This is a genomic window from Xanthobacter autotrophicus, assembly GCF_029991245.1.
Classification (GTDB): Bacteria; Pseudomonadota; Alphaproteobacteria; order Rhizobiales; family Xanthobacteraceae; genus Xanthobacter; species Xanthobacter autotrophicus_C.
In genome coordinates this window covers 1-16739 of sequence record NZ_JAIVFO010000100.1, presented here as the reverse complement: position 1 = coordinate 16739, position 16739 = coordinate 1, and the positions used below count along the sequence as shown (strand labels likewise).

15 protein-coding genes and 1 pseudogene are annotated in these 16739 nt (G+C 67.2%); 7 read left to right on the top strand and 9 right to left on the bottom strand.

Translation table 11 applies throughout. From position 1 onward, the window contains the following. Nucleotides 1-188: 188 nt before the first annotated feature. Nucleotides 189-1889 carry a lysine--tRNA ligase gene (locus tag K9U41_RS15965; protein ID WP_282641849.1) on the bottom strand — a complete coding sequence of 567 codons (1701 nt, stop codon included), beginning with the start codon at nt 1887-1889 and terminating at the stop codon, nt 189-191. Between the two features lie 143 nt (nt 1890-2032). Then, nucleotides 2033-2986, bottom strand: a complete 954-nt coding sequence (locus K9U41_RS15960) for a transporter substrate-binding domain-containing protein (RefSeq protein WP_282641848.1) — start codon at nt 2984-2986, stop codon at nt 2033-2035. Between the two features lie 123 nt (nt 2987-3109). Between K9U41_RS15960 and K9U41_RS15955 the strand changes: the two genes are divergently transcribed. Both K9U41_RS15955 and K9U41_RS15950 read left to right on the top strand, forming a co-directional pair. After that, the gene (locus K9U41_RS15955) at nt 3110-4060 is read left to right on the top strand and encodes a hypothetical protein (protein ID WP_282641847.1); all 951 of its coding nucleotides are present in this window, start codon (nt 3110-3112) and stop codon (nt 4058-4060) included. A gap of 10 nt (nt 4061-4070) precedes the next feature. Next, nucleotides 4071-4568: a hypothetical protein gene (locus K9U41_RS15950; protein ID WP_282641845.1), complete on the top strand. Its 498-nt coding sequence runs from the start codon at nt 4071-4073 to the stop codon at nt 4566-4568. Between the two features lie 346 nt (nt 4569-4914). Here the strand turns inward: K9U41_RS15950 and K9U41_RS15945 are convergent, their stop codons facing one another. Then, nucleotides 4915-5145: a DUF6471 domain-containing protein gene (locus K9U41_RS15945; protein WP_282641844.1), complete on the bottom strand. Its 231-nt coding sequence runs from the start codon at nt 5143-5145 to the stop codon at nt 4915-4917. A gap of 106 nt (nt 5146-5251) precedes the next feature. Here K9U41_RS15945 and K9U41_RS15940 point away from each other — a divergent pair, with 106 nt between their 5' ends. Further along, entirely contained in the window at nt 5252-6208 is a 957-nt protein-coding gene (locus K9U41_RS15940) for an IS1595 family transposase (RefSeq protein WP_282641843.1), read from the top strand. Here K9U41_RS15940 and K9U41_RS15935 read toward each other — a convergent pair. Both K9U41_RS15935 and K9U41_RS15930 read right to left on the bottom strand, forming a co-directional pair. Then, nucleotides 6205-6684 carry a hypothetical protein gene (locus tag K9U41_RS15935; RefSeq protein ID WP_282641842.1) on the bottom strand — a complete coding sequence of 160 codons (480 nt, stop codon included), beginning with the start codon at nt 6682-6684 and terminating at the stop codon, nt 6205-6207. The genes K9U41_RS15940 and K9U41_RS15935 overlap by 4 nt on opposite strands. A gap of 485 nt (nt 6685-7169) precedes the next feature. After that, on the bottom strand, nt 7170-7640 hold the full coding sequence (locus K9U41_RS15930) for a hypothetical protein (RefSeq protein ID WP_282641841.1): 471 nt from the start codon (nt 7638-7640) through the stop codon (nt 7170-7172). A 109-nt stretch (nt 7641-7749) separates the two neighbouring features. Here K9U41_RS15930 and K9U41_RS15925 point away from each other — a divergent pair. Next, nucleotides 7750-8868 (top strand): annotated as a pseudogene (locus K9U41_RS15925) (glycosyltransferase family 2 protein); the annotation flags it as partial. Here K9U41_RS15925 and K9U41_RS15920 read toward each other — a convergent pair. From K9U41_RS15920 to K9U41_RS15905, 4 genes are all read right to left on the bottom strand, one after another. Then, on the bottom strand, nt 8844-9218 hold the full coding sequence (locus K9U41_RS15920; protein ID WP_282641840.1) for a VOC family protein: 375 nt from the start codon (nt 9216-9218) through the stop codon (nt 8844-8846). The pseudogene K9U41_RS15925 and the gene K9U41_RS15920 sit on opposite strands and share 25 nt — an antisense overlap. Before the next feature lie 52 nt (nt 9219-9270). Beyond that, on the bottom strand, nt 9271-9972 hold the full coding sequence (locus K9U41_RS15915; RefSeq protein WP_282641839.1) for a helix-turn-helix transcriptional regulator: 702 nt from the start codon (nt 9970-9972) through the stop codon (nt 9271-9273). 91 nt (nt 9973-10063) lie between these two features. Next, on the bottom strand, nt 10064-10678 hold the full coding sequence (locus tag K9U41_RS15910) for an SCO family protein (RefSeq protein WP_282641838.1): 615 nt from the start codon (nt 10676-10678) through the stop codon (nt 10064-10066). A gap of 83 nt (nt 10679-10761) precedes the next feature. Continuing rightward, a complete protein-coding gene (locus K9U41_RS15905; RefSeq protein ID WP_282641837.1) occupies nt 10762-10980 on the bottom strand; it encodes a hypothetical protein in 219 nt (72 codons plus the stop codon). A gap of 247 nt (nt 10981-11227) precedes the next feature. On the opposite strand from K9U41_RS15905, the gene polA reads away from it, so the two are divergent. From polA to cysG, 3 genes are all read left to right on the top strand, one after another. Beyond that, nucleotides 11228-14218 (top strand): DNA polymerase I, encoded by a 2991-nt coding sequence (gene polA / locus K9U41_RS15900; protein WP_282641836.1) that lies wholly within the window; start codon nt 11228-11230, stop codon nt 14216-14218. Between the two features lie 344 nt (nt 14219-14562). Beyond that, nucleotides 14563-14907 carry a RidA family protein gene (locus tag K9U41_RS15895; RefSeq protein WP_282641835.1) on the top strand — a complete coding sequence of 115 codons (345 nt, stop codon included), beginning with the start codon at nt 14563-14565 and terminating at the stop codon, nt 14905-14907. Between the two features lie 227 nt (nt 14908-15134). Continuing rightward, nucleotides 15135-16643 carry a siroheme synthase CysG gene (gene cysG, locus K9U41_RS15890; RefSeq protein WP_282641834.1) on the top strand — a complete coding sequence of 503 codons (1509 nt, stop codon included), beginning with the start codon at nt 15135-15137 and terminating at the stop codon, nt 16641-16643. The last annotated feature ends 96 nt before the right edge of the window (nt 16644-16739 follow it).

The window sequence follows — 16739 nt, the reverse complement described above, 5'->3', positions numbered from 1 at the left end:
GACCCTGCCCGCCCCCGAGGAGGCGGCCGCCGCCATCCTGCCCCTGTGCCTGCCCACCTTCATGGAAACCGGCAAGCTCTACGACTTCCCGCAGGGCAAGCTGCTGAGCTTCCAGATGCCGGTGTGATCGGGGCCTGAACGGCCGCCAAGCCGGATGGCCGGGACAAACACCCGGCCATGACGTTTCCTCAGGCCGTCGCCAGTTCCCCGGCCAGCGCCTTGCGGATCAGCTCCCGCGTCTCGGCCACGCCGTAGATCTCCACGAAGGAGCCGAAGCGCGGGCCGCGCCCGAGGCCGAGCAGCACCTGGTAGAGCGTGTTGAACCACTCGATGGACACCCCCGGCCGCTCCGGCGTCGCCCCCTTCGCCTTCAGGTCCTGATAGCGCTCTATGGGCCGGGCCACGTCGTAGAGCGCGTTCTGGATGTCGTCCGCCGAAGCGCCGGCCGGCAGGGCCGCCAGCGCCGCATCGAGGGTGGCGAGGGCCTCCTGCTCGACCGCGTCCGGAGCCCGGAACACCTTGTTGGGCTTGACGAAATCGTGGAAATACTTGACCGCGTAGCCGACCAGTTCGGCGAGCTTGGGATGGGTTTCGGCCGACACCCCCGGCACGTGGCGATTGAGGAAGCCCCACAGCACGCTCTCGTCCTCGGTGTTGGAGGCGGAGGCGAGGTTCAGCAGCATGGTGAAGGAGACCGGCATCTCCACCCTGGGCGGCAGGCCGGCATGGATGTGCCACACCGGATTGCCCAGCCGCAGCTTCCAGTCCTGCTCCTCATACTTGCCGAGGAAGCCGAAATAATCGTCCACGTTACGCGGGATGACATCGAAGAACAATCGCTTGCCCGAGCGGGGCGACTGGAACATGAACAGGCTGAGGCTCTCCGGCGAGGCATAGGTCAGCCAGTCCTCGATGGAGAGGCCGTTGCCCTTGGACTTGGAGATCTTCTGCCCCTTCTCGTCAAGGAACAGCTCGTAATTGAAGCCCTCCGGCGGCTCGCCGCCCAGCGCCTTGGCGATCTGGCTGGAGAGCTTGACGGAATCGATGAGGTCCTTGCCCGCCATCTCGTAATCGACGCCCAAAGCCACCCAGCGCATGGCCCAGTCCGGCTTCCACTGCAGCTTGCAGCCGCCGCCGGTGACCGGGACCGTCACCTTTTCCTTGGTGTCCGGGTCCTCGTAGGTGACGGTGCCGTGCTTCACATGGTGCTCGAGGATCGGCACCTGGAGCACCCGCCCGGTGCGCGGGCACAGGGGCAGGAAGGGGGAATAGGACGCCGCCCGCTCCTCGCGCAGGGAGGGCAGCATCACATTCATCACCTTCTCGTAGTGATGCAGCACCTTCAGCAGCGTGGCGTCGAACCGGCCGGACAGGTAGCAGTCGGTGGCCGACATGAATTCATACTGGAAGCCGAAGGCGTCGAGGAACGCGCGCAGGCGTGCATTGTTGTGCTCGCCGAAGCTGTCATGGGTCCCGAAGGGATCGGGCACCTTCGTCAGCGGCAGGCCCAGCGCCTTCTGCAGCATCTCCTTGTTGGGGACGTTGTCCGGCACCTTGCGCAGGCCGTCCATGTCGTCGGAGAAGGCGACGAGCCGGGTCTTCACCTTGTCCTGCGTGAGCACGCGGAAGGCGTGGCGCACCATGGTGGTGCGCGCCACCTCGCCGAAGGTGCCGATGTGCGGCAGGCCGGAGGGGCCGTAGCCGGTCTCGAACAGCACCTCGTCCTTGGGGTGGCGCTTCAGCCGCTCCACCAGCTTGCGCGCTTCCTCGAACGGCCAGGCCGTGGCCGTCTCCGCGACGCGCTTCAGCTCGGCGGCGAGGTCGGCCGGATCGGCGAAGGCGGACGAGGCAGAGGCGTCGGGCGGGACGGAGGACGGCGCGGCGGACATGGCAGGCTCCAAAAAAGGAGCGCGAACTTAGGAATGTCGGCGGGTCGCGTCAACGCGGGCCTTCTCCCGCCGCGCCGGCGCGCCGCCGCCCCGCCGGGTCCGCGATCCGACAAGGCCGGAACCACATCGCCCCGGCCCGCCCCTCAATAGAAGCCGATGGGGAACCAGCGCAGATAGAGGTCGGTGTAGACGCCCTTTTCCCAGATGCGCTGCAGGGCGAAGTCCATGGCGTGGCGCAGGGTGTCGTTGCCTTCCTTCACCGCAACCGAGAAACCGTCGCCGAAGAAGCGGCTCTCGGTGAAGGGGCCGCCCACGAAACGGCAGCAATTGGCGCTGTCCACGCCGTTGAGCCACAAGGCGAGCGTGATCCCGTCGCCGAACAGGAGGTCCACCTGGCCCCCTTTCAACGCTTCCTGCGCCGCCTTCAGGTCCGGAAAGGGACGGATGGCGGCTTCGTTGAAGAAGGAGCGCAGATAGGCCTCGTGGGCGGTGCGGCTCACCACCGCCACCTTCTTGGCGGCCACGGTCTCCGGCGTGGCGGCGCTCAGGGTCTCCTGGCTCTTGCCCACGAAGCGCGCCGGCGTACCGAGATAGCGCTCGGAGAAATCCAGCGTGGCGCGGGACTGGGGCGTCGCGGTGAGGCCGGCGATAGCCGCATCCGCCCGCCCCTGCTCGATGCTGTCCGCCAGCGTGTCGAAGGCCGCGGCCTGGAGCACGCAGGTCACCCCCAGCTCGGCGCAGATGGCGCGGGCGAGGTCCACGTTGAAGCCGGAGAGGGCTCCGTCGGCGTTCAGGAAGTTGAAGGGCGGATAATCGTCGGTGCTGACGAAGCGCAATTCCTTGGGCAGGCGTGCGGCGTCGGGCCGTTCCAGCCGGCGCTCCACGTTCCAGAAATTGGGCACCGCTACGACGCCTCCGGGACCCCCGCTCACCTGTCCGCCCCGGACCGGACCCCACACGGGCGACGGCCCCGGCGGCTGCTGGGCCTGCGCACCCCACGGCAGGGCCGCCAGCGCGAGCACGGCGAAGAGGCGCGTCCCCGGGCTGCTGCCCGCGACCACGGCCCGCAGGCGGGCGATAAGAACTGGTAGAGCCATGTCGGCGCGATTACCTTGGGGTTGCACTCGAAGGGGCGGCGCATGGTGGGGGATGCGCGGTCCGCCGGCAAGGGGTGGGCCGGACGGCGGGCCGAGGAGCGGGATAGACCGGAAAGCAGCGCCGTGCACGGCCTGTGTGCGACGGCCGCACCGCCTGTGGCCGCCCGGCGTCGGGCCGCCGAGACGCTTCCTTCCGAGCTGAGGCCGTTCATCGGCCATCTGCCCCACGCCGATCTCCAGGCCGCCGCCCACCGCGCCCGCCGGCTCGGTGTCGGCGCCGACGAGGTGCTCGTCGCCCAGGGCATGGTGGACGAAGCGGAGGCGACGGGCCTGCTCGCCGCCCATCTCGGCCTCGCCGTCGCCGCGACCGATGAAACCGCCACCCCGCGCGATGCTCCAACCGCCGAGGCCGTGCTGCGCACCGGCGTGCGCATCGAGGCGCCGGACGGCGCGCGCCCCCGCTTCACCCTCGCCGCACGGGGGCGGGACGTGCGGCGCCTGTTCCGGGCGCTGCGGCGGGATCCGGGCCTTGCTGGACGGATGCGCCTCGCCGTGCCGGGGGCGTTCCGCCGGGCGGTCATGGCCGCCGCCGGCCCCACTTTGGCCGAAGCCGCCGTGACGCGGCTCCCCGCCCGCGATCCGCTGAAGTCCGCCGCCACGCTGGACCCCAAGCGGGTGCTCGGGCGTATTGCGCTGGCCGTGGGCCTGCCCCTCGCGCTGCTGCTGGCGCTGGCGCCGGAACAGGGCGTGCTTGCGGTGCAGGCGCTGCTGTCGCTGGTCTTCCTCGGCTGGGTCTCCCTGCGCCTTGCCGGCTGCGCCTATGATCCGCCCGCCGACCCGCCGCCGACGCTGGATGACCGGCAGCTGCCGGTCTATTCCCTGCTGGTGCCGCTCTATCGCGAGGCGGCAAGCGTGCCGCATCTGGTGGCCGCCCTCGGCGCGCTCGACTATCCGGGATTAGGTAGCAGACGCACCATGCCACATATTACCTATGCCACACGTTGGATTTCGATCCGTGTTTGTTCCCAATTTGTGGCGGGAGGCACTTGTTTGAGATCTGACGCGATGGTATAAGGCCATCACTATGAAGGCATACATCGAACAGCAGCTCGCCAAGAAGCGCGACCAGATCATGGATCTGGATAGGCAGCGTCTCGCTCTCTCCGGAGAGATCCGCGCTTACGAAGAGATGCGGCTCAAGCTGCTTTCCGACGAGGTGAGTCGAAAGGCGGATGATAGCCACGCTCGGGACGATGCCGACACCACAATCCGGCTGACCGGAAATTGGGTTAGAACGCTAAAGACCCTTCAAGCTCGCGGCGGGGATTTCACCGCAGAGGATGTTTTCGATGCCGCGACGGCGGTCGGGTACGAGACGAACCTGACGAACATTAGGTCTCAGCTCTCAACATATACCGACAAGGGATATCTCACACGGCGCGCCGTGGGTCGTTATGAACTCAACGATATTCTCGTTAACCGCCTCAACGAGATCGCAGATTCGCACGGGCCGCTGGATCGGCAGATGAAGGATATGGGGATTATTCCTGAGCACGCTCGTCTCGTAGAGCGTGAGGGGTGACCCAAAACAAATGAAGCGCCCCAGAGGGTACCAGCCTCTGAAAGCGCTTCGTTCAGCGGGAGTACTCCCGTTTGAGGCCCTGACCAGTGCTTGACCGCGCGCATGAGAAAGGAGGTAGACGTGTTCCTTTATCCACCCCGTGCATCGGCGGGCTTTCTGCTGCCGATGCGCTTGTAGTAAAGGCCGCCATATGGCGGACAACACGCCTTCCCGTCTCAACGGGTAAGAGCATCGGCGTCGTGCGGCATGAGCTGCGCGGCGTCGATGTGCATTTGTATCACTGACCGAATCAAAATGCAAGCTAACTGGCTGATCGCAAAGCGTGAATCAGATCAATGGCTTACGCCTAAGCGTCTGACACCCTGATCTGTTGGGCGCCTATCGCGTCAAGGCATTGAAGCATGAACACCGCCGTGAATTTTCCCCGTGAGAGCTTGTTGCGCACGTTCGGCTCGGATTCCTCGACGCCGATGGCGGCAAGCTTCTCCACCAGGTCCGCATAGGTCACGCCCCGGCGCTTCAACTCCGCCTTGAGCAACCCCTTGACGCGGCCTTCCCAGTCTATCGCTTCCGCCATTGGCAATCCTCTCCGTGACGATTGCCATCATATGCGATACATTTGCCCTTGACTACAGTGCATTTTGTCATCATATGTGATGCATACGCATCGGAAATGATGACAAATGGCCCAGCACTTCCTTCTCTCCGCCGCCGCCCGCACCCTCTCCCTGAAGTCCATCTATCAGGGCGGAGAGGAAAAGGCGTATGGGACCTTCTGCAAGGTTCGCTGGGCCGACAACGATGGCAAGCCGGTGTGCCCTCGCTGTGGTTGCGTTGAGGCGTACAGCATCACCACCCGCCGCAAGTTCAAGTGCGCCGGCTGCCACCACCAGTACAGCGTCACCAGCGGGACCATTTTCGCCTCGCGCAAGATGAGCTTTACCGACCTCCTGGCCGCCATCTGCATCTTCGTGAACTCGGCCAAGGGCATCTCTGCCCTCCAGCTTTCCCGCGACCTCGATTGCCAGCATAAGACGGCGTTCGTTCTCTCCCACAAGCTTCGGGAGGCCATGTCGGCCGAAGTCCATGCGCAGACCGTAGGTGAGAGTGTCGAGATCGACGGGGCGTACTTCGGGGGCCATATCCGCCCCGCCAACGTCAAGGAAGATCGCGTTGACCGCCGCCTTGCTAAGCACCAGACCGGCAAGCGCCGCGTTGTCATCGCGCTGCGCCAGCGCGGCGGCCGTACCCTCACTTTGGTAGGTCGGTCGGAAGCGGAAGGCGTGGAAGTCGCCAAGCGCATGGCCGATCCTAACTCAACCTTCTATGCCGATGAGGCGGCCCATTGGGATGCCCTGCACGGCACATTCACCACGCACCGCATCAACCATAGCGAGGCGTACAGCGACCTCGCTGGCACCAACACCAATCAGGTTGAGAGCTTCTTTTCACGCCTTCGCCGCATGGTGGCTGGACAGCACCACCACGTTTCGCCGCAGCACCTACACCAGTATGCGGACCATGCGGCGTGGCTTGAGGATCATCGCCGGATGGATAACGGCGCCCTCGCGCACCGCGTTGCGGGCCTTGCGATGGCGCACCCGGTCAGCCGCGTGTGGAAGGGGTATTGGCAGCGCTAATTATTGGGTGTTTTAGAAATCGTCCGAGATGCGGGCGCTGGCGCCTCCGGCCTCTGGCTGACTTCCGCCTCTGGCTTCGAACTGAATGTAATCCTATCATAAAGATTAATTGAGGCCGCCGCGAGCGCGATAATTCCGGCTACAGCAGCCGCTATAGTACCTATCTTTTTAATGGGGCTTTGCAGGCAGAACTCATCCCAAATAGCACGCAAGAATCCCCTTTTTTGACGGCCCTTGTTGTCTAAAAGAAAAACGATATGGTATGATATATCTTTAATGGCAACTATTTGTTGTTTGGTGAATACGCATTGCCCGCCGGGCTTTTTGTGAGAATCAAAAATATCATCTATCGCGGACATTAGACGGTCATGAATAAATTCACCACGATGCGCCTCCGGAACCTTGCCCAAAGCGTCCAGCTTCGCCTGTAAATCAGGGGCGCTCCCCAACCGCCGCGTACGATGCTCATCGCTCATGTTGATAGATCGCTACTTTCTCAAAAAGCGATCTACAACGTCGAAGCTGATGTGCGCAACCGCTACTTGAATAGCGCTGAGACAATCTCCTGAGCCTTGTGCTGGCTCCGCCCCCGGCTAAGCAGTTCAGCCGTCACATATGCGGGGGTTAGTGAAAGCCGAGACTCTTGAGCGCGAATCACAATCGTCGCAATCAGCTCGATATCGTCGCGCGCGAAGGTTCGAGGTAGAAGTGCCTTGGAAATGAAAAAGGCGGTATCCCGTATGCGCGCTGAATCCATGCGCCCACGGGATTCATCCGCGTCTTCGCTTGCGGTGCGCTCAGCTAGGCCCATGTTCGCGCTCCCCCGTTTAAGGCCCACCATATGCAGAAAACGGTATACAAATGCGATATGACCTGATCCGCCGATGGCATCATGTGACGTATAGTCAACGCTGCCACCAAATTATGGTTCCTACCTTCGCCGAAGCCTACGGCATGCGACTCATACGTGGCAATTAGAATTTCCTGAACCTTCGCCCTTCGGTTGCGTAGACCATATCCGTACGCCTTGGCGCTTGCCGTCGCTCCGCACACCTCCGCGCCTTTCATGCAAGCGCAATGCCTGCACGATGCGAAAAGCGATTGTTTTCCGTAAGAGCCGGTCGTCCTCGTCCATGCCCTTCGCGCGGATTACGCGTATCGCAAGCTCGCGTGTGTCTAGCGGCCCTTCCTGTTGCAGGGCTTGCTTGCAGATCGTCGTCATTTCGCCGCGTCGGAACAGCCGGTGGATTTCAGCGTAAGCCGGGACCGACCCAGGCGCCGACGCATCCACTTCGTACAGACGGATTGTCGCGTTGATCGCAGATAGGTCGCGCTGTGCGTCGGCAATCTGCCGTTCCATCGCGCCTATGTAGGCTTCGATTTCGTCGCGTTTGCGGCGGAGGGTGGTAACGACTTGTGGGTCGGCGGCCATGGGGTGCACCCGGTTGCAACGGAACCCCAAAATCTAGCGCATCCCACTTGATACATACACCATCGTTTGTGGTGCGTTTGCTACCTAATGCCGCGACTATCCGCCGGAGAAGCTGGACATCAAGCTGGTGGTGGAAGCCGACGATGCCGCAACCCGCGCCGCCATCGCCGCCCTCACCCTGCCGCCGCACCTGGAAGAGGTGCCGGTGCCGGCCATCGGCCCGCGCACCAAGCCCAAGGCGCTGGCGGTGGCCCTCGCCGCGGCGCGGGGCAGCTTCGTCGCCATCTATGACGCCGAGGACCTGCCGGAGCCGGACCAGCTGCGCCGGGCGCTGGAAGCCTTCCGCGCGGGCGGCCGGAACGTCGCCTGCGTGCAGGCCCGCCTTGCCATCGACAATGGCGACGACAGCTGGATCGCCGCCTCGTTCGCCGCCGAATATGCCGCCCAGTTCGATGTGCTGCTGCCCATGCTGAGCGCGCTGGGCCTGCCCATCCTGCTGGGGGGCACCTCCAACCATTTCCGCCGCCGGGTGCTGGATGAGGTGGGCGGCTGGGACCCCTTCAATGTCACCGAGGACGCGGACCTGGGCATCCGCCTCGCCCGCGCCGGCTGGCAGACGCGGGTGATCGCCTCCACCACCTTCGAGGAGGCCCCGGTGACGCCCCGCGCCTGGCTCGGCCAGCGCACCCGCTGGCTCAAGGGCTGGGCGCAGACGCTCTTGGTGCATCTGCGCCAGCCGCGGGCGCTGATGGCGGATCTCGGCACCGGCCCGGCGCTGGCGCTGCTGCTGCTCGCCGCCGGGCCGTTCGCAGCGGCGCTGGTCCACCCGTTCTGCGTCGCCCTGCTGCTGGCCGACCTGCTGCGCGGGGTCATCGGCCTGCCGCGCGACTCGTTCGCGGAGGTGCTGACCTCCGCCCTCACCTTCACCACCCTGTTCGCCGGCTATGCCGGCACCGCCGCCATCATCTATGTGGGGCTGCGGCGGCGCTCCCGCGTGCCGGGGCTCAAGGTGGTGCTCGGCATTCCGTTGTACTGGCTGCTGCTGTCGGCGGCGGCGTGGCGGGCGCTGTTCGAACTGCTGCGCCGGCCCCACCACTGGCAGAAGACCGAGCACGGCGTCGCCCGCCACCGTGTGGCGCAGGCGGCCGCGCTACGCCGGAGCGGGTCCATGGGCGTTGCGAAGCGGCCCGCGGCCGGCCCCGCTCATGCCGCGGCCGCCAAGGCATAGACGCGCAAACGGTGGCCATCGGGATCGAGCGCCAAGAAGCTGCGGCCGAAATCGAGATCGGTAGGCGGCAGGGCGATCCTCGCCCCACGCGTCAGCCATGCGGCATGGGTGGCATCCACGTCGGCGGCGCGCGCCACCTTGAATCCCAATTCGCTCCCGCCGCCGGACGCCGTGGGCGCCGGCTCGACGCCGCCTGCTTTCCACAGGCCGAGCGCGAGCCCCGAGGGCAGCACCAGCAGCGCGAAGGTCGGGCTCACCTCCACCGGCTCACGCCCCAGCAGCCCGGCATAGAAGCGACCGCTGGCCTCGGGGTCGGCGACATAAAGGAGAAGGGTGTTGGTCTCGGTCACGATTGGCTCCTGCTCGGTTTCGATCAGGAGCCATGCCTACGGCAGCATGCTGTCAGTTTCCGGCAGCATCATGCGGCCGGCATCGAGCGTGACGCCATGCCTTCAGCAGCGCCTGCCGGCGCCTGGGATAGCGGGCATCGAGCAGTTCGGCATCATGGATGCGGTCGGTGCGGAAGCTGCGGAAGTCGCCGCGCAGCTCGCACCAGCCGATCAGCACCCGCACCTGATCGAAGAACGCCAGCGCAAAGGGCCAGACGACACGCTGCGAGAGCGTGGCAGAGGCATCGCCGTAGGCAAGCCGCAGCTTCCGCTCGGTCCGGATCGCCTTGCGCAGCAGGGCCGGATCGATCGCGTCGCCCGGGATCATCGGGCCGGGACCGATGAGCAGGGCCGAGGCCTCCAGTTCCTCCCGCAGATCAGGCGGAAGCACCGCCGAGATGCGCGCCAGCGCGCTGCGGGCCGCGGTGCCGAGCCTGCCGTCGGCGCGTTCGGCGACCCAGCGTGACCCCAGCGCCAGCGCTTCGACCTCCTCGAGCGTGAACATGAGGGGCGGCAGGAGGAAGCCCGGCTTCAGCACATAGCCGACGCCCGGTTCGCCCTCGATGTGCGCGCCCTGCGCCTGAAGGCTGGCGATGTCCCGATACAGCGTGCGGATGCTGACGCCGATCTCCTGCGCGAGCACCCTCCCGCTCACGGGATGGCGGTGGCGACGCAGGACGTCGAGCAGATCGAAAAGGCGTTCGGAACGGGACATGAGCACACGTCTGCGGGCGGCCGTGGCCAGTTCAGGGCGGCAGGTGCCGCGTCCGGGCGCGGCTTTCAGCAGGTGCGGCCGGCGTCAGGCCTCAAAGATAGCGCTTCAGCTCCGCTGCCGCCTCGGCCGGCGGCCGCTTGGAATTGAACGGGGCGACGAAGGTGCCGGACTTGTCCATGAGATAGACCACCGCCGTATGGTCCATGGTGTAGTCTCCGCCGGTCAGCGGCACCTTGCGGGAATAGACGCGGTATTCCTTCTTGATCGCGTCCACCGCCTCGGGGGAGCCGGTGAGGCCGCGGATCTGCGGCGCGAAGCTCGACAAATAGGATTTCAGCGCCTCCGGCGTGTCCCGCTCCGGGTCCACGCTCACGAAGAAGACCTGCGCCTTGTCGGCGTCCGGGCCGAGGGCGGCGAGGATCTCCGACATCTCGAACAAAGCGGTGGGGCACACGTCCGGGCAATGGGTGAAGCCGAAGAAGATCAGGCTGGGCTTGCCCTTCAGCGCGGCTTGGGTGACCTCCGCGCCGGTCTGGTCCACCAGGCGGAACGGCCCGCCCACGGCGGCGGTGCCGGTGCTCGTCACCCGCGACGCCGGATTGCCCACCAGCAGGGTCACGGCGGTGACCAAGACGAGGGCGCCGGCCGCGAAGGCGGAGAACAGGGCGATGATCTTGGTGCGTTGCGACAGCTTGATCTGGGACATGGGCTGGCGATCTTGGCCTTTGCAATCGGGTCCGGGACGTGGTTGCGCCACGGGCGTGCGCGAACGCGCGCGGGAGGGTGGGGTCACAGGCAGGCGGCGATGCCCGCGCTCATGATGTCGAAGAAGACGGTGGCGCCATGCCGCGCCCACAGCACGCAGGCTGCCGCGAACAGCGCCCCGGCGGCAACCACACTGCCGACCACGACCATCCGCACACCCAAGCCCGACCGCCCGGACTGCGACCCGCGCGGCGCGGAGCCGGCGGCGTGGTCGTCCATCGGGCGGTGGAGGGTGAGGGCCATGGTCGGTCAGCTTCCCTTGCGGCGGCCCCGCGCCGGCATTCGGCCGGGAGCGCTGCACAAGATAGCGTGGGCAGCGGGCCAAATCCAATGGCGGCGCCTCACCGCTGCGTGACAGGGCGCCGCGCCGCCGCCCGTACCGGCGCCGGGGACTGCGGGTCCCGCGCTCTTGTTCCGGGCCGGCCCCTCGGGCATCGTGCGCGCCATTGCCGAGCGCCTGCCTGCGCGGATTGTTCCTGAGGACCTTGAGATGTCGCCCTCCCCCCGCCCCCTGAAGTCCGGCGACCATGTGTTCCTGGTGGACGGCTCGTCCTTCGTGTTCCGCGCCTATTTCCAGTCCATCAACCAGGACCGGAAGTACAATTTCCGCTCCGACCGGCTGCCCACCGGGGCGGTGCGGCTGTTCTGCACCAAGCTCCTGCAGTTCGTGCGCGACGGGGCGGTGGGCATCAAACCCACCCACCTCGCCATCATCTTCGACAAGTCGGAGGACAGTTTCCGCAAGGAGCTGTATCCCGACTACAAGGCCAACCGCTCCGATCCGCCGGACGAACTCATCCCCCAGTTCCCGCTCATGCGCGAGGCGGTGCGCGCCTTCGGCCTGATCCCGGTGGAGCAGGCCCGCTACGAGGCGGACGACCTCATCGCCACCTACGCCGACCAGGCGGTGAAGGCGGGGGCGGACGTGCTCATCGTCTCCGCCGACAAGGATTTGATGCAGATGGTCGGCCCCAAGGTCGCCATGTACGATCCCGCCTCCGGCGAGAGCGGCGGGCGCGGGGCGCGGCCGGAGCGGCGCATCGGGGTGGGCGAGGTGCTGGAGTATTTCGGCGTGCCGCCGGAGAAGGTCACCGACGTCCAGGCGCTGGCGGGCGACTCGACCGACAACGTGCCAGGCGTGCCCGGCATCGGCATCAAGACCGCCGCCCAGCTCATCGGCGAATATGGCGACCTTGAAACCCTGCTGGCCCGCGCCGGCGAGATCAAGCAGCCCAAGCGGCGCGAATCGCTCATCACCAATGCCGAGGCGGCGCGCATCTCCAAGACGCTGGTGACGCTGGTGCGCGACGTGGCCGTCGAGGTGCCGCTGGAAGACCTGGTGCTGGAAGCGCCCGATGCCAAGCGCCTCATCGCCTTCCTGAAGGCCATGGAATTCACCACCATCACCCGCCGCGTGGCCGAGGCCTATGGCGTCGAGGCCGCCGAGGTGGAGGCGGACCCGAGGCTTGCCCCCGCCGGCCTGTTCTCCCTCGCCGCGCCGGCGGAGGAGGCGGACGGCGAAGCACCGGCCTCGGGCAGTGAAGCCCCCGCGGCCGTGGCGCAGACCATGGACGGCACCCTCACTCCCGCCGACCTCGCCCACGCCCGCGCCAGCGCGGCCCGCGCCATCCCCGTGGACCGCACGGCCTACCGCACCATCCTCGACCTCGCCGAGTTGAAGGCGTGGTGCGCCAAGGCGCAGGACCAGGGCTTGCTGGCCTTCGACACCGAGACCAATTCCCTCGATCCCATGCAGGCCGACCTCGTGGGCGTCTCGCTGGCGCTGTCGCCCAACGAGGCCTGCTACATCCCCCTTGCCCACACCGGCGCCGGCGACGGCCTGTTCAGCGAGGGGCAGCTGCCCGGCCAGATCCCGGTCCGCGACGCCATCGCCGCCCTCAAGGGCGTGCTGGAGGATGCCGGCACCCTGAAGGTCGGGCACAATGTGAAGTACGACCAGCTGGTGCTGGCCCGCCACGGCATAAATGTCGCCCCCTTCGACTGCACCATGTGCATGTCCTACGCGCTGGATGCGGGCAAGAACGGCCACGGCATGGACGAATTGTCCGTGCTGCATCTCGGCCACCAGCCCATCGCCTTCTCCGAGGTGACCGGCAAGGGCAAGGGAAAGGTGACCTTCGACAAGGTCGCGCTGGAGCCTGCCACCCAATACGCCGCCGAGGATGCGGACGTGACGCTCCGCCTGTGGCAGGTGCTGAAGCCCCGCCTCGCCGCCGAGGGCCGCACCACGGTCTACGAGACTTTGGAGCGCCCGCTCATTTCCGTGCTGGCGCGCATGGAGAGCCGGGGCATCTCCATCGACAAGGCGATGCTGGCGCGCCTCTCTTCCGAGTTCGCGCAGGGCGCGGCGCGCATCGAGGACGAGATCGCGGAACTGGCCGGCGAGCGGCTGAACGTGGGCAGCCCCAAGCAGATGGGCGACATCCTGTTCGGCAAGATGGGCCTGCCCGGCGGCACCAAGACCGCAACCGGCATGTGGTCCACCAAGGCCACCGCGCTGGAGGAACTGGCCGAGGCCGGCCACAAGCTGCCGCAGAAGATCCTGGAGTGGCGCCAGCTCTCCAAGCTGCGCTCCACCTATACGGACGCCCTGCCCCATTTCGTGAACCCACAGACCAGGCGCGTCCACACCTCCTATGCGCTGGCCGCCACCACCACCGGACGGCTGTCCTCCTCTGATCCCAACCTGCAGAACATCCCCATCCGCACCGAGGAGGGCCGGCGCATCCGCCGCGCCTTCGTGGCAGAGGACGGAAATGTGCTGGTCTCGGCGGACTATTCGCAGATCGAGCTGCGGCTGCTTGCGGAAATCGCCGAGATCCCGGCCCTGCGCACCGCCTTCACGCAGGGGCTGGACATCCACGCCATGACCGCGTCGGAGATGTTCAACGTGCCGGTGAAGGACATGCCGGCCGAGGTGCGCCGGCGGGCCAAGGCCATCAATTTCGGCATCATCTACGGCATCTCCGCCTTCGGCCTCGCCAACCAGCTGGGTATTCCGCGCGAGGAGGCGGGGCAATACATCAAGCGCTATTTCGAGCGCTTCCCCGGCATCCGCGACTACATGGAGGAGACCAAGACCTTCTGCCGCGAGCACGGCTATGTGGAGACCCTATTCGGCCGGCGCTGCCATTATCCGGAGATCGCGGCCAAGAACCCCTCCATCCGCGCCTTCAACGAGCGCGCCGCCATCAATGCACGCCTGCAGGGCACGGCGGCGGACATCATCCGCCGCGCCATGATCCGCATGGAGCCGGCGCTGGCTGAGGCGAAGCTGTCGGCCCGCATGCTGCTGCAGGTGCACGACGAACTGGTGTTCGAGGTGCCCGAGGGCGAGGCGGAGGCCACCATCCCCGTGGTGCGCGAGGCCATGGAATCCGCCTCCGCCCCCGCCGTCACCCTCGCCGTGCCGCTGAAGGTGGACGCGCGGGCCGCGAAGAACTGGGAAGAGGCGCACTGAGGCGCTCTCGCGTCCCGGCCGACTGCAATTCTGGAGTAATCGCACCCCCTCTCCCGCGTGCGGGGGAGGAGGGTTGGGGAGGGGGCAAACTTGCGCGCCCAGGCCCACCGGCAGGATTGCGGATACGGCCTGCCACCTCCCTGCCCTCCCCCGCCCGAACTCGGCTGTTGCCGAGTTCGGTTCCCACGAGCCGAGGCCGGAAACATCCGGCCTCGGACGGGAGAGGGTTCACGGCGGATCCTCGTCAGGAGCGGGGCTTTCAAATGAGAGATCACCGCACCCCAGTTGGCACATCCCCCCTGAATCTTGCTAGACACCCGCCATCCAACCGAAAGGACCAACCCATGAGCATCGAGAGGCTCGACAAGGGCCGCCGCATGAGCGAAGCCGTGATCCACGGCAACACCGTCTATCTCGCCGGCCAGGTGGCCGAGGGGCCGGACGTGGAAAGCCAGACCAAGGCGGTCCTCGCCTCCATCGACAGTCTCCTGGCCCGCGCCGGCACCGACAAGTCGCGCCTCCTCACCGCCACCATCTGGCTGTCGGACATCGCCAATTTCGCCGGCATGAACGCCGTGTGGGACGCCTGGGTCGACCAGGACAACCCGCCGGCCCGTGCCACCAGCGAGGGCAAGCTGGCCGCCCCCAAGTTCCTGGTGGAAATCATCGTGGTCGCCGCCCGCGGCTGAACCCGGCGGCCCCGGTCTTCGACCGGCGCCGAGAGGGGGTACGCTCATGCGCCGCGCGGGCTGGACCAATGGCCTATGAGCCAGGCTCATCGGCCATTGGCTTGAGCCTCGGCCTTCCACACGCTCCAGCGGCGGCGCGCGCTGCCGCCGGAGGGCTGCACCCGCGTTGATCGCCGGCCCGGCACGCCTTACGTTGAAGATCCAACATCTTCGGGAGCACCTTTCCCATGGCCGCCACCGGCCCCGACAGCCCATCGCCCCGCGCCCCGCGCCAGGCCGGACATGCGCGCATGGAGGCCATCGCGCGCCTGCCGGTGTTCTTCGGCCTCGAGGGCCGGCGCGTGCTGGTGGCGGGCGGCGGCGAGCCGGCGGCCTGGAAGGCGGAACTGCTCTCCGCCGCCGGGGCGCGGGTGGAGGTGATCGCCCCCCATGTCTGCGAGGACCTGTGGCGGCTGGCCGGCGCCCCGCCCCGTGGCCCCATCTCGATCCATGTGCGCGACTGGCACGCCGACGACATCCCCGGCGCCGTCCTCGCGGTGGCCGGCTTCGATGCGGAGGCGGACGCCCTTAGCTTCACCGCCGCCGCCCGCGCCGCCGGCGTGCCGGTGAACGCCATCGACAAGCCGGCGCTGTCGGACTTCACCTTCGGCGCCATCGTCAACCGTTCGCCGCTGGTGGTGGGCATCTCCACCGATGGCGCGGCCCCGGTCTTCGGGCAGGCGGTGCGGGCCAAGATCGAGGCGCTGCTGCCCTCGGGTTTCAAAGCCTGGGCGCTCGCCGCGAAGACATGGCGGCAGGCGGTCACCGCGCGCGGGCTCTCCCATCATGCCCGCCGCGCCTTCTGGGAGCGCTTCGCCGCCACGGCGCTGGCCGAACCCAACCGCGCGCCGGAGGAAAAGGATCGCGCCGCCCTGTTCGCCGCCATCGAGGCGGAGGGCACGCCGCACCGGTCGGGCCATGCCGGCTCGGTGGTGCTGGTGGGCGCGGGGCCGGGCGATCCGGAACTGCTCACGCTCAAGGCGGTGCGGGCGCTGCAATCGGCGGATGTGGTGCTCTATGACGACCTCGTCTCCGGCGCGATCCTCGATTTCGCCCGGCGCGAGGCCAAGAAGATGCTGGTGGGCAAGACCGGCTACGGCCCCTCCTGCAAGCAGGACGACATCAACGCCCTGATGGTGGACCTCGCCAAGGAAGGCCGCCGCGTGGTGCGCCTGAAGGGCGGCGAGCCTATGATCTTCGGCCGCGCCGGGGAAGAGATCGCCCATTGCCGCGCGGCCGGGGTGCCGGTGGAGGTGATCCCCGGCATCTCGGCGCCGCAGGGGGCGGCGAGCCGGCTCGTCACTTCGCTCACCCACCGCGACCATGCGCGGCGGCTGCAATTCGTCACCGCCCATGCCCGCGACGGCAAGCTGCCCAAGGACCTCGACTTCAACGCGCTGGCCGACAAGGCGGCGACGACGGTGGTCTACATGCCCCGCCGCACCCTGCCGGACCTGGTGCGCAACCTGATGGCCGCGGGCATCGACCCGGCGACGCCGGCGGTGGCCATGTTCTCGGTGACGCGGCCGGAGGAGAAGGTGATCCTCGCCACCGTCGCGACGCTCGCGGAAGAGGTGGCCCGCGCCGCCGAGGCGGGCGCGGAAGGCCCCTGCCTCATCCTCTACGGCCAGGCCCTGGCCGAAGTGGCGGTGGAGGCCCTGCCCCACATCGCCCAGGCTGCCGCCAACGGCGGCTGAGGGAATGAGTCCCGTCTCGGCGGGAACCCACGACACAACGCCCGTGGTTTGAACCGCAATCGCCCCTCTCCCGCGTGCGGGGGAGGGCTGGGGTGG

Coding starts and splice junctions, on each gene's coding strand:
- K9U41_RS15910 (WP_282641838.1), bottom strand. CDS start 10,678: ATGTCCCAGATCAAGCTGTCGCAACGCACCAAGATCATCGCCCTGTTC.
- K9U41_RS15905 (WP_282641837.1), bottom strand. CDS start 10,980: ATGGCCCTCACCCTCCACCGCCCGATGGACGACCACGCCGCCGGCTCC.
- K9U41_RS15915 (WP_282641839.1), bottom strand. CDS start 9,972: ATGTCCCGTTCCGAACGCCTTTTCGATCTGCTCGACGTCCTGCGTCGC.
- K9U41_RS15950 (WP_282641845.1), top strand. CDS start 4,071: ATGAAGGCATACATCGAACAGCAGCTCGCCAAGAAGCGCGACCAGATC.
- K9U41_RS15945 (WP_282641844.1), bottom strand. CDS start 5,145: ATGGCGGAAGCGATAGACTGGGAAGGCCGCGTCAAGGGGTTGCTCAAG.
- K9U41_RS15940 (WP_282641843.1), top strand. CDS start 5,252: ATGGCCCAGCACTTCCTTCTCTCCGCCGCCGCCCGCACCCTCTCCCTG.
- K9U41_RS15965 (WP_282641849.1), bottom strand. CDS start 1,889: ATGTCCGCCGCGCCGTCCTCCGTCCCGCCCGACGCCTCTGCCTCGTCC.
- K9U41_RS15930 (WP_282641841.1), bottom strand. CDS start 7,640: ATGGCCGCCGACCCACAAGTCGTTACCACCCTCCGCCGCAAACGCGAC.
- K9U41_RS15895 (WP_282641835.1), top strand. CDS start 14,563: ATGAGCATCGAGAGGCTCGACAAGGGCCGCCGCATGAGCGAAGCCGTG.
- K9U41_RS15935 (WP_282641842.1), bottom strand. CDS start 6,684: ATGAGCGATGAGCATCGTACGCGGCGGTTGGGGAGCGCCCCTGATTTA.
- K9U41_RS15960 (WP_282641848.1), bottom strand. CDS start 2,986: ATGGCTCTACCAGTTCTTATCGCCCGCCTGCGGGCCGTGGTCGCGGGC.
- polA (WP_282641836.1), top strand. CDS start 11,228: ATGTCGCCCTCCCCCCGCCCCCTGAAGTCCGGCGACCATGTGTTCCTG.
- cysG (WP_282641834.1), top strand. CDS start 15,135: ATGGCCGCCACCGGCCCCGACAGCCCATCGCCCCGCGCCCCGCGCCAG.